General features: G+C 38.4%; 14 protein-coding genes. 11 read left to right on the forward strand and 3 right to left on the reverse strand.

Annotation, left to right across the window (positions count from 1 at the left end):
* Positions 1 to 76 precede the first annotated feature (76 nt).
* Both AC1DVK_RS22585 and ilvE read right to left on the reverse strand, forming a co-directional pair.
* Positions 77 to 2,014 (reverse strand): putative PEP-binding protein, encoded by a 1,938-nt coding sequence (locus AC1DVK_RS22585; protein ID WP_477627422.1) that lies wholly within the window; start codon positions 2,012 to 2,014, stop codon positions 77 to 79.
* Positions 2,014 to 2,928 carry a branched-chain-amino-acid transaminase gene (ilvE, locus tag AC1DVK_RS22590; RefSeq protein ID WP_477627423.1) on the reverse strand — a complete coding sequence of 305 codons (915 nt, stop codon included), beginning with the start codon at positions 2,926 to 2,928 and terminating at the stop codon, positions 2,014 to 2,016. Before ilvE ends, AC1DVK_RS22585 begins: the two co-directional genes overlap by 1 nt.
* Positions 2,929 to 3,160: 232 nt before the next feature.
* Between ilvE and AC1DVK_RS22595 the strand changes: the two genes are divergently transcribed.
* From AC1DVK_RS22595 to AC1DVK_RS22615, 5 genes are all read left to right on the forward strand, one after another.
* A complete protein-coding gene (locus tag AC1DVK_RS22595; RefSeq protein ID WP_061463666.1) occupies positions 3,161 to 3,721 on the forward strand; it encodes a helix-turn-helix domain-containing protein in 561 nt (186 codons plus the stop codon).
* Positions 3,722 to 4,184: 463 nt separating this feature from the next.
* Positions 4,185 to 6,359: a DNA topoisomerase III gene (locus AC1DVK_RS22600; protein WP_477627424.1), complete on the forward strand. Its 2,175-nt coding sequence runs from the start codon at positions 4,185 to 4,187 to the stop codon at positions 6,357 to 6,359.
* A 102-nt stretch (positions 6,360 to 6,461) separates the two neighbouring features.
* Positions 6,462 to 6,890, forward strand: coding sequence for a transcriptional regulator MntR (gene mntR / locus AC1DVK_RS22605; protein WP_061463662.1), 429 nt, complete (start codon positions 6,462 to 6,464; stop codon positions 6,888 to 6,890).
* Between the two features lie 499 nt (positions 6,891 to 7,389).
* Positions 7,390 to 8,085 (forward strand): class I SAM-dependent methyltransferase, encoded by a 696-nt coding sequence (locus AC1DVK_RS22610; protein ID WP_318686490.1) that lies wholly within the window; start codon positions 7,390 to 7,392, stop codon positions 8,083 to 8,085.
* Positions 8,085 to 8,780 (forward strand): AIM24 family protein, encoded by a 696-nt coding sequence (locus tag AC1DVK_RS22615; protein WP_477627425.1) that lies wholly within the window; start codon positions 8,085 to 8,087, stop codon positions 8,778 to 8,780. Before AC1DVK_RS22610 ends, AC1DVK_RS22615 begins: the two co-directional genes overlap by 1 nt.
* Positions 8,781 to 8,889: 109 nt before the next feature.
* On the opposite strand, the gene metA is transcribed toward AC1DVK_RS22615, so the two are convergent.
* Positions 8,890 to 9,798, reverse strand: a complete 909-nt coding sequence (gene metA / locus AC1DVK_RS22620) for a homoserine O-acetyltransferase MetA (RefSeq protein ID WP_477627426.1) — start codon at positions 9,796 to 9,798, stop codon at positions 8,890 to 8,892.
* Between the two features lie 169 nt (positions 9,799 to 9,967).
* On the opposite strand from metA, the gene AC1DVK_RS22625 reads away from it, so the two are divergent.
* The 6 genes from AC1DVK_RS22625 (at position 9,968) to AC1DVK_RS22650 (ending at position 15,887) form a co-directional block, all read left to right on the forward strand.
* On the forward strand, positions 9,968 to 10,501 hold the full coding sequence (locus AC1DVK_RS22625; protein ID WP_061463653.1) for a hypothetical protein: 534 nt from the start codon (positions 9,968 to 9,970) through the stop codon (positions 10,499 to 10,501).
* Between the two features lie 86 nt (positions 10,502 to 10,587).
* Positions 10,588 to 11,064: a glutathione peroxidase gene (locus tag AC1DVK_RS22630; protein WP_477627427.1), complete on the forward strand. Its 477-nt coding sequence runs from the start codon at positions 10,588 to 10,590 to the stop codon at positions 11,062 to 11,064.
* Between the two features lie 139 nt (positions 11,065 to 11,203).
* Positions 11,204 to 12,049, forward strand: a complete 846-nt coding sequence (locus AC1DVK_RS22635; RefSeq protein ID WP_377381979.1) for a DegV family protein — start codon at positions 11,204 to 11,206, stop codon at positions 12,047 to 12,049.
* 53 nt (positions 12,050 to 12,102) lie between these two features.
* Positions 12,103 to 12,747 carry an HD domain-containing protein gene (locus tag AC1DVK_RS22640; RefSeq protein ID WP_410861791.1) on the forward strand — a complete coding sequence of 215 codons (645 nt, stop codon included), beginning with the start codon at positions 12,103 to 12,105 and terminating at the stop codon, positions 12,745 to 12,747.
* Entirely contained in the window at positions 12,744 to 14,621 is a 1,878-nt protein-coding gene (locus AC1DVK_RS22645; protein WP_477627428.1) for an ABC-F family ATP-binding cassette domain-containing protein, read from the forward strand. The genes AC1DVK_RS22640 and AC1DVK_RS22645 overlap by 4 nt, the downstream gene beginning before the upstream one ends.
* Before the next feature lie 129 nt (positions 14,622 to 14,750).
* Positions 14,751 to 15,887, forward strand: coding sequence for a conserved virulence factor C family protein (locus tag AC1DVK_RS22650; RefSeq protein ID WP_477627429.1), 1,137 nt, complete (start codon positions 14,751 to 14,753; stop codon positions 15,885 to 15,887).
* The last annotated feature ends 80 nt before the right edge of the window (positions 15,888 to 15,967 follow it).

Consider the following 15,967-nt stretch of genomic DNA (forward strand, 5'->3'; position numbering starts at 1 on the left):
TTATTAGATTCATAATGATCATCCTTTCGAAATTGAAAAAATACGTCTACGCTATATATAGCGTAAACGTTTAAATTTATGAAATGTCACYATATAAAGCTTGCAAAACTGATTGAGCGCTTGCAAATAGTGAAAATAATATTCTATCTGGTGGAGTTGAAACATAATTTAATCCATGAGGAGCCGCATGTTTAGATAGCCATTTTACTGATTGCCAAGAACCTGCTATCTCTCCGCCTAAACCCATTAGATATTCTCTTTCGTTCGATAGTTTTAAAAGTTTTGTCCTTCTTAGGCCTTGTACAATTGACTTTCCTACAATTTGTTCATTAATAATTTGAAATGGGCTACTTGGCATTATATTTAATTTAACGTACTCTGGAATAATAGACTTAGCTGAGTCTGCTCTATTCATATTAAGGCACGCTGCAGTAAAGTCGTTACCCCCAAATAATGCACCATTTAGTTCTATATTTGTTCCTTTAACGTCTAAAATATCTTCTAATACATGGAAAGAACCAGATGTTTCAATCATTATAGATACTCCACGAACTAAATCTTGAATACCGTATGATTGTACAAGTTTTTCAAAAGTTTCTATAAACATAGAAACCTCTTTTGGAAAGGTAACCATCGATAATAAAATTTGAAGTGTAACATCAATATCATTGGTTTGTGCTTTGTGTGCTGCTTTAATAATACCTTCGCACCAAATCTCACATATATCTTGTCTTTGGACGGTAACTCTCACTCCCCGACAACCGTGGTATGTTTCCGATTCATTCGCAAGAATGTTAACACGATCACTAACAGCTTTATTATTTAAATTATATTTTTCAGAGAAATTCTCTGTGTTAAAATCTTTCGTAAAGATCATGTTATAGGGCATACATAATAATCTAACAACAGCGATTTCTCCTGTCCCTACTTTAAACACGTCATAAACCATGTCGGTAAATCTTTTTAAATATTTCTCTCTATAATGAGAGAAATTTTCACCAACAATTTCTTCACCTAGAAATATGATTCTCATCAAATCAATATCAGTGGATTGATTCCACATCCGTTCATCTCTTAATAATCCTAATCCGTATCTTTTTGAATAACCCTTTAAGCAAATATCACCATTTACTAGTGAGATATCACTTCCATACATTCGGGTGAGAGTCATTGTTCTAGCAGTATGTGCTGTCGATAATACTTTGAGTTCCGAAACTTCGTATGCAGCCCTTAATAACTTTTGGAAACCAACAAACTCTGAAGACTCAATAGTTTCAATAAGAAATTGTTTATTATGTTGATATGTACTTGAATGAATAATATTTTGTTCTGCATTAGCTGGACCATAAATCTCTAATGACTCTAGAAAAGCTTTTGAAAGAATTTGATAAACTTTAATGATAGTTGAAGGATTAGCCGATAAATTACCTTTGAAAATTAATCCTTTATTAGCATTTAATGAAATGTAATCACCTTCATTTATCGTATCTTTTTCAAAAATGACTTCTCTTAATGGTTGTTCAATATAAAATTTACTACCATCATTAAATGTATAAGTTAACATTTTAGGTTCTATATTAAATTGGTATTGGCAGTTAACATCAACTAACGTTGGAATACCTTCACAACTAGCTTGAACAGGGCAAAATGTAGTACGTGCCTTCTGGTTAGTGAAAAAACCTTTAGATGATGTTAAAACATAAAAATCTTCTAAATCCCCAGTTGTTAGAGAATAGATTAAGTTAATAGTTGTGTTTCTACTTTGGGCTTCTTGTAACAATAGCTCCCCTAATTTTCTATCAAGAACTAGTTGACCGGATACATCCCCAGGTAGAATACTTTCCCCCTGTCCGATGGGGGATTGATCATTTTCCTTAACAAAGTTAGGAGAAAGGAGATCTGTTAACTGTTCTTCCTCGATTTCAAATAACACATCTCTTGGAGATAAAAAACCTTGTGCTATTTTATGTAACTTTTCATTTAATGTGTTTTTATTTTTAGTTAGCAATTGCATTAGTTTGTCACCTTATCCTTATTAATATTTTTATATACAGGCGCACTATATTTAGGGTTTAATGTTTTTTCTTGAAATTTATGTATTAAATTTCTTGTTATTTCTCCAATTTTACCTCCAGATAATTCAATGTTATTAATACGAGCAACTCCAACAATTTCAGCATGTGTTCCTGTTAAAAAAACTTCATCTGCATTAATCAATTGAAAGGGTGTAATATCACTTTGTTTAACTTCCATATTAATTTCTCTAGCGATATCCATAATCATTTGTCTCGTTATTCCTTGTAAGATTCCGTTTGATGGACTAGGGGTTACAAGTGTATTTTTATCTATAATAAAAACATTACATATAGTTGATTCTGAAACAAACCCTCGGGGGTCTAGTAAAATTGCATCATCTGCTCCATATTCATTCGCTTCCATTCTAGCAACAACACTATTAAGGTAATTAAGTGATTTAATCTCATGTGAGGTGGCATCCACAGCATCTCGGCGTGTAGAGGCAATTACTAGAGACAACCCATTCTCTTTAACAGACTTTCCATGGACATTTGGTAAATCTTCTACAATGATAATTAAACTAGCGCTCTTGCAAGTACTAGGATCTGGACCTATGTGACCTACACCTCTTGTAACAAGTAAACGAATGTAGGCATTCTGAAGTTCGTTGATTTTCAGTGTTTCTAAGATGAATTCACCTATTTGTTCTAATGAGTATGGAAGCTGAATTCGAAGACTATTGGCTGAACGTTTTAACCGATTAAGATGTTCCTTCATTTGGAATACATGTCCAGAATAACAGCGTAACCCTTCATATATTCCATCACCATATAATAAACCATGATCATACACACTGATTTTTGCATCATCTTTATTGTAGAAAGCACCATCAACAAATATTTTTGTAGTCATTTAAATAACCTTCTTTTCTTTTTATTAGAAATTAAAATCCCTATTATATACTTTGAATATTCAGACTTTATTAAGTGAAGACATTTAGACTTAGTTGTGCAATAATGTCCCTTCTTTTTCCTTTCTTTGATTTTATTTCCAAATTCACTATAGTGAATTTGATTCCATGATAAATCCGTTATAAACTAAAGTCAAGAATTAAATTCACTATAGTAGAATGCAGGGGGCTTTTATGGAATTTTCAACTAATGTAAAAAATGTAAGGAAGTCAAAAGGCTACACACTAGAAGAACTAGCTAAAAAGTCGGGAGTTAGTAAGTCTATGTTATCTCAGATTGAAAGAGGTGATAAAAATCCAACAATTCATGTTGCTTCACAAATTGCGGAAGCACTGGATGTAACAATATCGTCTTTGTTGGGGGAGGATCAAAAAAGAAGTGTGTCTATTATTCGTTCGAGTAACAGATTAATATATAAGGACGAAAACACAAAGTTCGAAAGACATCTTTTATCACCGCCGGCTAATGATATTGAATTCATTTTAAATAAAATTCCTCCTTTAGAGGAAACCGGAATTTTTCCACCTCATAAAAAGGGTGTAGAGGAATACATCTATGTTTTAAAAGGAAAAATACAAGTTGAATTAGGTGAGGAACCTGAAATTTATACGTTAGAAGAAGGTGATTCAATATATTTTGAAGCAGATATAGACCATAGGTTTCTGAATTTATCAGAAGAAGAGTGTAATTACTTTTTAATAATTAATTCAACTAAAAAAAATATGTATAGATAACTTCGTTAATAAACAGTGGTGTACTTAAAAACTATAAAAAGAATACATGCTTATAAGCTGAACTGCCCCGTAAATGTTAGTTTGGTGTCTAACATTTACGGGGCAGTTCACTTTTGCCTACAGTCTTTTTTGTTTTAAAATAATTTCTTCATCTTCATCTAAACAGTGAAAAGCTAGGAAGGGCACATTTAACATCGCACTTGTTTCTTTTGTATATACTCCGATTCCCCCCTAATCTAAGCTGACCATCCATTAGTGAAGCTTTTTTTTTGCATATTAATCTGCCTATATTTGGACGGATTTTATCATAAGCCTGAAAACCCCATTCTTCTCAGGAGTTAAGCAATTATTTCAAGCTTCCTTAGATCAATTGAGTTAAACCGAAGTCATATCTAGCCGATTTTGATAATTAAGGTATAATAATAGGGTAAGATATTTTGTAACGGATTAGGTGAAGATGATCATGAAGCTAATCATTGCGGAGAAACCAGATCAAGGTTCAACGTTAGCAGCTCAATTTAAAACGAAGAAACAGCAAGGATATATAGAAATCATGCCGAATGAACTTTTTCCCGACGGAGCATATGTAACTTGGGCCGTCGGGCATTTATGTCAACTCGTTTCGCCGGAAACCTATCATTCAAAATGGAAAAAATGGTCGATGGAAACGTTGCCGATGATTCCAGAGAAATTTCAATATGAAGTGACCCGACAAAAGGCAAAGCAATTCAATGTAGTGAAGACTTTGCTTAGGAAACCGGATGTTGATGAAATCATTCATGCAGGCGATGCTGGGCGTGAAGGAGAATTGATTGTACGTAATATCGTTAATCTATGTAATGTCAATAAACCGATGAAACGTTTATGGATTTCCTCTTTGACCCCAAAAGCGATTTATGAGGGATTCCAAAACCTGATGGGCGAGGAAAAAACCAGGCCACTCTATCATGAAGCGTACACGAGAGCTTGCGCAGACTGGGTTGTGGGAATGAATGCATCGAGAGCGTATAGTATTTTATTGAAACAAAGGGGTGTTTCGGATGTATTTTCAGCTGGTAGGGTTCAGACACCGACTCTCGCTTTGATAGTGAAGCGGGAAATGGAAATTGAACAATTCAAGTCTGAACCGTTCTGGGAAGTGTTCGCTGATTTCAAGATGGATGGTAAGGAGTATCAGGGAAAATGGCAGCAGAACAATGATCCGAGAATCAAGTCAAAAGAACTTGCTGATAAAATTGCCGCTTTTTGCAAGGGTAAAGAAGCTGAAATTGCGGAAATGGCTACAGAAAGAAAAGAATTTCAGCCACCTTTGTTATTTAATCTATCGTCATTGCAGGCAACCGTAAACAAGATTTATAAATATTCACCGAAACAGACGCTTGATATTGTACAAAGTTTATATCAAAAAGGGATCGTTTCTTATCCGCGTTCAGATTCCAATTATGTAACAGAGGGGGAAGCCGAAACATTTCCTGATATATTGCAAAAACTAAGTGGATTTTCAGAATATGAATCCCTGTTTCCTTTGCCACAACCGAGCATCATGAATAATAAACGGTTTGTAAATGAAAAAAAAGTGACTGATCACTATGCAATTATCCCGACGGAGCAAGTGACCGACCCAAAGAGGCTTTCCGCTGAAGAACGGAATATTTATGACTTGGTGGTCCGCCGGTTGATTGCGGCACATTATGAGAAAGCCATTTTCGATTACACCACCATTAAAACGCTTGTCGATAAGCGTGCCGAATTCATTTCTAAAGGCAAGCAGCAGATCCAAGAGGGATGGCGCAAAGTGATTTTCCAAAATGAGAAGGATGATGATGATATCCTTTTGCCGGCCGTTTCAAAAGGGGATTCTGGAAAGGTCGCCAAAATAAAGGTGAAAGAAGGAAAAACTCAGCCTCCAAAGCGTTATACAGAAGGTCAGTTGATCACTTTGATGAAAACGGCCGGAAAACACTTGGATAATGAAGAGTTAGAAAAGGTGCTGATGAAAACCGAAGGCCTCGGCACAGAAGCAACTCGAGCTGGCATCATTACCATGCTCAAAGACCGTAAATACATTGATGTCAAAAAAAATCAGGTGTTTGCGACGGATAAAGGGAAAGTGCTGATCACTGCAATTGGGGAGAAAATCCTGGCTTCACCTGAAATGACAGCCAAATGGGAACAGCGTTTAAGGGAAATTGGTGAAGGGAAGGCCTCAGCCGGCGTCTTTATGGAAGCTGTTAAAAAGATGTCAGCAAAAATTATCAGTGATGCCGTGGAATCATCTGAAAGCTGGGATTTTCAAGGGCTGGACACCGAGTCGATTCAACGGAGCGGCCCTAAAAAGAGAAGCTCGGCATCTGTGGGCAGCTGTAAGCTATGCGGTTCTAAGATTGTCGATAAAGGGGAATTCTATGGATGTGTAAATTATCAAAAAACCAAGTGTAACTTTACGATCTCCAAAAAAATCCTTAATAAGAAAATCAGTCAAGCAAATATAAAAAAATTATTGTCGAGCGGTGAAACGGATTTGATAAGTGGTTTTAAAAAAGGTGAAAAAACCTTTGATGCCATTTTATCTTGGTCCGATTCTGAAAAGAAGATCAGCTTTACATTCCAAACAGAACAGAACATCAAACAAACATGAGAAGAAACTTCATTTAAAAGCGCCCTGAGACGTTATCTTCTTGTTTCAGGGGCGTTTATATAGTAAAATTTTTAGATATGCGTTTGAATGGGAGGATTCCGAATGCCTACACCTAGCATGGAGGATTACATAGAACAAATTTATTTACTTATTGAAGAAAAAGGATATGCAAGAGTTTCGGATATTGCCGAAAACCTTTCCGTCCACCCATCTTCTGTTACAAAAATGGTTCAAAAACTGGACCATGAAAAATATTTGATATATGAAAAGTACCGGGGTCTCGTTTTAACTGCAAACGGGAAAAAGGTTGGTAAAAGGCTCGTATACCGCCATGAACTTTTAGAACAGATGCTTAGATTGCTTGGGGTCAAGGAAGAAAATATTTATCATGATGTTGAAGGGATTGAACATCACCTTAGTTGGAATGCCATCGATAGGATTGGCGATCTGGTTGAATTCTTTGAGGAGTCTCCCGATCGTGTCGAGGATTTACGAAAGATACAAAAAAGAAATGAAGAAAATTCAAAATAAGCTGCCTCAGGCAGCTTTCAGACTGTAGACAAACTCGATGAAAATCGAGTTTGTCTACAGTTTTTTTTGAGGGTTTTAAAAATTCGAACGTTGATTTCCACTTCAGGCACTCACTTTCCGCGGGCGGTCCGGGAGCCTCCTCGGCGCCTTTGCGCATGTGGGGTCTCCCTTGGACACGCTTTTCCTGCAGGAGTCTCGCACCTTCCGTTCCAATCAACTCTGTTTTAACAATTAGATATAATCGCTTTTGCCTACAATCTTTTTTATTTTTAAGTTAATTGAAATTTTTCAGATGACATCACCTGTTTTCTGGAACCGGGCATTCATCATTATAAAAGTATTTTAAAAAAGGATTTTTTAATTAAGAGCAGAATAGCTATAATGAAGCCCTGTATTTTGATTCGGGAAAACTGTGTGTTAGTTAACGAATGGGATAGTAATTTCCGTGATGCTTCAAGTACTAATATAATTTGAGATTAAATGGGAGGGGGATTGTTTAATGAATTTACATACTTGGCATAAAGAGTCGGAAAAGGAATGGGATGTCTTTGCACCTATGTGGGTGAAGAATTCGCAAGAAATGTGGGAATCGGGGAGCCGAAAAAACATTATTCCGTTCTTTTCTGAATATGTACCTTCGGGAGTGAAGGTAGCTGACATAGGCTGTGGAGATGGAGTTGGTTCTTTAAAATTGGCCGAAGCGGGATTTGAAGTAACTGGAGTCGATTTATCCAATGTCATGATTGAATTTGCAAAGGGGAAAACAGCTCTCCAACCTGAACTTTCTTTCATCCAAGGAGATTTTTATGATCTTCCATTCAAGGATGAGGAAATGGATGCGGCATTGGTCATTAATTCTTTGGAATATACAGGTGAACCATTAACGGTGATGAAGGAAATTCAACGGGTAATTAAGCCTGGCGGTTATGCCTGTTTTGGAATTCTTGGTCCGACGGCTGAACCACGAAAAAAATTCAGTTTTCAACGGCTATTAGGAGATAAAGTCATTATGAATACAATGCAGGCTTGGGAATTTGAAAAAATGGCAACAGAAACGGGATGGAAGGTGGTCGCTGACATCGGCGTTGCGAAGAGAGGGGTGGACTTTGCAAAATTGGGACATTTTTCAAAGGAACTAAAACAAGCTGTATCGTTCATGTGGCTGTTCCTCCTTCAAAAAAAGGTGGATCAGTGATGGAGAAGTATCAAATCGATCAATTCGTTGAAAAGACGAAACAGCAGGATAAAGGGCAAGGCTTATTTGAACTTGAAACGGAACGAATTCTGGAAATTAATCTGGAACAGCAGATCTGGGCAAAAATGGGGACGATGATTTCTTATCGCGGACAAATTAAATTCGAGCGGGAAGGTATCTTGGAGCATGGTCTTGGTAAACTCTTCAAGAAAGCCTTGACTGGTGAGGGTGCATCCTTGATGAAAGCGACCGGAAGCGGCAAACTATACGTCGCGGATCAAGGGAAGAAGATATCAATTTTACAGTTAAATGGTGAATCGATCTGTGTTAATGGTAATGATTTACTTGCCTTTGAGCCGGGTATTCAATGGGATATAAAAATAATGCGGCGCATTGCAGGGTTATTGGCGGGTGGATTGTTCAATGTAAGACTCGAGGGGAGAGGGATGGTTGCATTCACTTCCCATTATGAGCCACTCACTTTAATGGTGGAAGCTGGGAATCCAGTCTATACGGACCCGAATGCCACAGTAGCTTGGTCAGGGGAGCTTCAGCCTGAATTCGTAACGGATGTTTCATTAAAGTCGTTTTTTGGAAGGGGAAGCGGCGAATCCGTTCAAATGAAATTCGAAGGGAAAGGGTTTGTAGTCGTCCAACCTTTTGAAGAGGTATATTTCGGTAATAAAGAATCATGAAAAAAACAACCTGAGTCAAAAACTCAGGTTGTTTCCCATGATAGCCCAAAGTTGCTGCCTATAAAAAAGCTAGTCACTTAAAAGAGAAAGCTTCTTTTTTCTTACCCTTTCAATCCCACTCATATGGGGTTGATTGGTAAACATAATAGTTCAGCCAATTCGAGAACATCAGACTGCAATGGCTCTTCCAGCGGTGAAGGGGTACCTTGGTCGGATCGTTATCAGGAAAGTAATTTTCAGGGAGTTGCGTATTGATCCCACGCTCCCTATCACGTTTATATTCTTCACCGAGGGTATCGGCATCATACTCGAAATGGCCGGTCACCATGATTCTTTTTCCATCAACTGAAGCAGCTATCAATACCCCAGCTTGATCGGACTGTGCCAGAACCTTCAATTCTGGATGGTTAACTAATTTTTGATAGTCAATATCCGTATAGCGCGAATGAGGGGCCATAAAATAGTCATCGAATCCGCGGACTAGATTTTCAGTTGGTTCAAGTACCTCATGAGTGTATATGCCGAAGCATTTCACTGGCAGTTCATGTTTGCCTATTCCATAATGATGGTATAGGGCTGCTTGAGCTCCCCAACAGATATGTAGGGTGGATGTGACATTTTCTGTTGACCAATTCATGATATCCTGCAGTTCTTCCCAATAATTAACGTCTGAAAATTCCAGCTTCTCGACTGGAGCGCCCGTAATGATCAAGCCGTCATATTTCTTCGTGCGAATATCATTAAATGATTTATAAAACTGATCTAAATGAAATTTACTAGTGTTTTTTGATTCATGTGTGCTTAAACGCAGCAATGATATGTTTACTTGAATGGGAGTATTGCCAAGAAAGCGCAGTAACTGAGCCTCTGTTTTTTCTTTCTCTGGCATAAGGTTTAAAATTAATATATTCAATGGACGGATTTCCTGATTGGTAGCTCTATCCTCATCCATAACGAAGATATTTTCCTGTTCTAAAATTTCTTTAGCTGGCAGTTGTTCCGGAATTCTGATTGGCATGATTAGCCTCCTTCTCCAAAAATCATAATATTTTAATTATATAGAAAATTACTGAATAGAAAAGCTATTTTAATAATTTCTTCTAAATCCTGAGGGAAATGGCTCGGGGATGGTAAAATGGTGAGATCATGATTACATAAACTTATGAAGTTGGAGAGGTGTATGGAGATTGTTCGATCCTACAGCATTTGAGAACATGAAAGTGGTATTGGAAGGTGCGGTCTATGATCGTGACTTCATTGGAGATATATTGGTCATAAACCGTGATGATATAGTGAATCTCGCAAACATGTCCAGAACATATAAGATTGAAATGGAATTGAAAGAATCGCTGGCGCCTATTTCGGTTATCGGAGTCATCGAGTTACACGCTTCACTCCAGAATCTAAGTTCGGAGTTACTTGATTCCACTATTAATGAAACACATTCCGGTTGCACGGTTAATATTTTCATTTCTTTTCCTAAAAAGCTTGATGAAGTGACTGCTGAACAATTCTTGATCGATCTGGAAAAAATTTGGGGGGATCAGAGAATCATTACAGTGACGACCAGCGAAACGGTCAGTAAAAAAGTGCAACCCGTTCATTCTTCTTTATTTAAAGTTTCATTTGGAAGGCTTATAAAAGAAGAGCAAATGGAGGATTTGGAAGATATGGTAGAATATTTGATACAATCCATTCAAGCGATGAAGATTCCGGGATAATTGGAAAAGGTAAGATTATAAAAGTTGGTAAACGTACCTTTAAATACTGTAAAATGACATCATCATACTAAAGGGAGAGATCATACATGTCCATTTACGAATTTGAAGTCAATAAAATCAATGGAGAAACCATCTCGCTTKAGGAATATAGAGGGAAAGTGATGATTATAGTGAATACCGCAAGCAAATGCGGTTTTTCGCCACAGTATGATGATTTGCAAAGCCTGTATGTACAATATAAAGAAGATGGGTTGGCGGTGCTTGGTTTTCCATGTAATCAGTTTTTGAATCAGGAGCCTGGAGATGATCTGGAAATCGATTCTTATTGTAAGTTGAATCATGGTGTAACATTCCCGATGTTTGCAAAAGTGAATGTCAATGGCAAGGAGGCCCATCCTTTATTCAGCTATCTGACTGAAAATGCTCCTGGAGTGATGGGGTCTAAATCGATAAAATGGAATTTTACAAAGTTCTTGATTGACCGTGATGGAAATATCGTAAGTCGGTATGCCCCTAAAACAAAACCACTGGAAATCGAAGAGGATTTAAAAAAATTATTATGATGATATCGAGTTCAACGGAAGAGGTACTTTCTGTTGGGCTCTTTTTGTAAGGCAAGATATTTATCCACAACGCTTTCTAAAAGGGACAAATGGGGGGAGAGTTGAATATAATAGGAGACACCAATTGAGGGGGGAAACCATGGAACGAATTGCATGGGTAACGGATAGCACAGGAACTTTAGATGAAGAATTATCATTGAATGAACATGTTTACGTCGTTCCGATGATCGTTATCATCGATGGGAAGGAATATGAAGATGGTATCGACCTATCACCTGGGGAATTATACCGAAGAATGAGTGAGGAAAAGAAAAACGCGACTACATCACAGCCCTCGGTCGGTACATTCCAAGAGTTATATAAGAAGCTTGAAAAACGTTATGATCGAATCATTGCGGTTCATCTTTCAAGTGAATTGAGCGGGACCGTTTCCGCGAGCAGGCAAGCTGCACAAATGGTTACGATCCCCGTTGACGTTTTTGATACTCTGCTTATTTCCTTTCCAATGCTTTTAATAATGAAACGGCTCATGCATTATATTGATAATGGCCATTCCGTCAATGAGGCCTTCGTTAAAACGAGAATATATGCGGATAATCATGAAACCTATGTATTAATAGGTTCTTTGGATCAGCTGCATCGCAGTGGAAGGTTATCGAACGCACAGTATATTTTAGGAAGCCTATTGAGCTTTAAACCCATCATTTCAATCGAAAATGGCTTGCTTCATACTAAATCTAAACCCCGGAACCTTAAAAAAGCGGAAAAACAGATCTTCACTGATTTTCGCAGATCAGTCGAAGCAGGTAAAGTAAAAGAATGCACCATATTATATGGAGCTGTGTCGGAGCAGTCACAAAGATGGAAAAAGATGATTTCTGAAGAATTTCCTCATGTGTTGACACATGTATCCCCACTGGGCAGTGCAATCGGGGTGCATACCGGTGAACAGACGATTGGACTCAGTTGGTTCAATGAAGATTAAAGCACAACATTATTGAGAACCATGGTAAAATAGAAAGGACATGGAGTGGTGAAATGAATCAAACGATGATTGATTTAACGGAGAAGTATGTATATGACCAATTGAAATCTGATGCCAGCGGCCATGATTGGTTCCATATCGATCGGGTTCGTAAGCTGGCTTTACATATTGCAAAAGAAGAACGCAAAGGGAATGAGTTTATCATTGAATTGGCGGCACTGCTTCATGATATCCCGGATGATAAATTAAACCGGGATGCTGATGAGGGATCGAAAAAGCTGGATGAATGGTTTGATGAAATAAAATTGGAAATTGATAGCGTGAATGCCATTAAGCAGATCATCAACACAATTTCCTATAGTTCCGGGCAGTTGAAGCTTCCTTCCATCGAGGCTGAAATCGTTCAGGATGCGGACCGCTTGGATGCAATTGGCGCCATAGGGATAGCAAGGACATTTGCATTTGGAGGGAAAAAGGGACAACCCATGTTTGATCCTTCATTGTCAATAAGGGAAAATATGACAAAAGAGGAATACAGGACGGGGAAAAGCTCTTCCATTCATCACTTTTATGAAAAACTATTACGTTTGCAAGATATGCTCAATACTTGTACAGCCAAGAGGATTGCAAGTGAAAGGCATGAATATATGGTTAGATTTTTAGAGGAATTTAATAAGGAATGGGATGTACGATTATGAAAGTTTTTAGCATGGAACATGTAATGAAAACCCAAGGGGAAAAGCTTCTTTTTAAAGATGTATCTTTTTCCATTACCGAAGGGGAAAAAATCGGGATCGTTGGTATAAACGGCACTGGTAAATCGACATTATTGAATATCATTGCAGGATTGGAAGACAGTGATTTAGGAACGAAGGATCATCCGAATGATTACACGATTTCCTACCTATCCCAAGATCCGCAATTTGATGAGAAATTGACGATCATGGAATATATGTATGAAAGTTCAACGCCTGTATTTTCATTGATTAAGGAGTATGAAAAGACGCTCGTCCAACTCCAGGTAGATCCACAGAATAGTGCAATACAGGACCGTTTGTTAAAACAGCAACAGGATATGGACACGCTTGGTGCCTGGGATACAAGTGCCAATGCCAGAACGATACTGACCAAGCTGGGCCTTCCTGATCACTCAAGGAAATTGGGGGAACTGTCAGGTGGCCAAAAAAAACGGGCGGCACTGGCAAAAACCTTGATTGAGACCCCGGATTTACTGATTTTGGATGAGCCTACGAACCATCTTGATTTTGAAAGCATTACCTGGCTTGAAGAATATTTGGGAAAATATCAAAAGTCCGTTTTATTTGTAACACATGATCGATATTTCTTAGATCGGGTTTCTAATAAGATTTGGGAAATTGCCCAAACGAAGCTCTTCGAATACAAAGGAAACTATGCAGACTATTTAGAATCAAAGGCCATTCGTGAAGAGAATGAATCGACGGAAAGAACGAAAAAAGAAAGTCTATTCAAAAAAGAACTGGCCTGGATCCGTAAAGGTGCCAAGGCCCGTACAACGAAACAAAAGGCCAGGATCCAACGCTTCGAAACATTGGAATCAGGTGTAAAGGATAAGCAGAAAACCGAGAGCCTGGAAATGGAATTAAGCGGTGCCCGTTTAGGGAAAAAGGTACTGGAGATGCAGGATGTCTCTAAATCTTTCGGGGATCAGTCCATCATCAACCATTTTTCCTTCCTCTTCAAACCAGGTGATAGGATTGGAATTGTTGGTAATAATGGCAGTGGAAAGTCCACCTTGTTAAATATTTTGGCCGGACGGGAATCTATAGATGATGGAAATCTGGAAATAGGGCAAACCGTGAAAATAGGGTACTATACGCAAGAAAGCGTCGATATGGACGAGAATCTGCGCATGATAGAGTATATTCGGGAAACGGCGGATTCAATCGCCCTTAAAGATGGTAGCTACATATCAGCTGCCCAGATGCTTGAAAGGTTCTTGTTTCCAATGGGCTCGCATGGGACGCCGATTCGCAAGCTGTCCGGAGGGGAGAAAAGGCGTTTATATCTCCTTAACATATTAATGTCGGCACCTAATGTCCTGCTTTTGGATGAACCGACGAATGATTTGGACACGCAAACCTTGACCGTTCTTGAGGATTATTTAGAAACATTTTCAGGTGTAGTCATTACCGTATCACATGATAGGTATTTCCTGGATAAAACATGCCATCAGCTCCTTGTCTTCAAGAATAAAGGTGAAATTGATTTCTATTACGGTAATTACTCGGAGTTCTTGGAGGAAAAGACGGAAGAGGCCGTACCAGTGAAAACACCAGAACCTCCACTCAATCGCACAGAAAAGAAAAAGAAAAAACTAACATATGCGGAAAGTAAGGAATGGGAAGAGATAGAGGGGAACATGGAACGGGTCGAACTGCGTCTGAAAAACATCACGTATGAAATGTCAGCTGCGGGTAGCGATTTTGAACAAGTCCGCCTGTTACTTGAAGAAGAAAAGGGACTAACGGATAAATTAGAGCATTTGATGGAAAGATGGACGTATTTAGCGGAAAAATTGGAAGAGGAATGAGCGGGGGACTGGTCCAAGGGAGCAAACTTGGACCGGTCTTTTTTTAGCCAATCTCAATTGCATGAGAATCTGTTGCCATTGTGATAATATCTAGTACATGGAAACGTCTTGTAAAAGGAGAGAAACGCATTGAAAATTAAATCAATAGAACCAACACCAAGTCCGAATACAATGAAAATCAATTTAACTGAAGAGTTATTAGCAGGTAAAAGTAATAACTATAAGAAGGACCAAGCTGAACAAGCACCGCAGCTGATTAAAGATTTATTTAAGATTGATGGGGTGAAAGGGGTATATCATGTTGCGGATTTCTTAGCGGTTGAGCGCAATGCGAAATATGATTGGAAAGATATCTTGGTCCAAATCCGTCAGGTGTTCGGGGAAAAAACCGAAGAACAAAGTCAACAAACGGTTTTAAATGAACATTACGGTGAAGTAGCGGTTGCCATTCAACAATTCAAAGGCATTCCGATGCAAATTAAAGCAAGTGATAGCCAACACGAAAAACGTTTTTCCTTACCGGAATATTTCATAAAGGGCATTGCCGCAGCCCAAAAAGAAGATGATAATGTAGTCATGCTTCGAAAATGGAAGGATTATGGCGTAAGATATGGTGATATGGAAGATATCGTGAAGGAAGTATCGGATGAGCTGATTGCAGCATATCCGGAAGAACGAATTAATCGGCTAGTAGCTGCTGCTAAAGAAATGGTGGATACAAAAGAAACATTCTTGAAACGGCCAAAAATTAAACTGACTGCAGAAATGCTGAATGACGAAAGTTGGGAAAAGCGATATCAGGCTTTAGAACAAATGGAAGATCCAACTGTGGGTGATATTCCAGTATTGGACATGGCACTTTCCGACAGTAAAGTCTCCATTCGAAGGCTCGCGGTTGTATACTTGGGTATGATCGAAGATAGAAAAGTGCTTCCGAGCTTGTACAAAGCAATGAAAGATAAAAGTGCAGCAGTAAGACGAACGGCTGGTGACTGTTTATCCGATCTGGGCTTTGAAGAAGCGATGGGAGAAATGTCGCAAGCACTATCGGATAAAAATAAATTGGTTAGATGGAGGGCGGCGATGTTTTTATATGAAGCTGGAAATGAAACGACCCTTCCTCTTCTAAAGCAAGCGGAACAGGACCCTGAATTCGAAGTGGCCCTACAGGTCAAGATGGCCATTGATCGTATAGAAAATGGGGAAGAAGCAAAAGGTTCAGTTTGGAAGCAAATGACAGAATCAAGGCTAGCGAATGAAAAGTGAAATTTAATTAGAATAACTTAATGGACTTCAAAAAAGGCATCCGGGTGATTAAATCCGCATGCCTTTTTTTGAAGCTGGTC

It is taken from the genome of Peribacillus sp. P4_B1 (genome assembly GCF_056402395.1).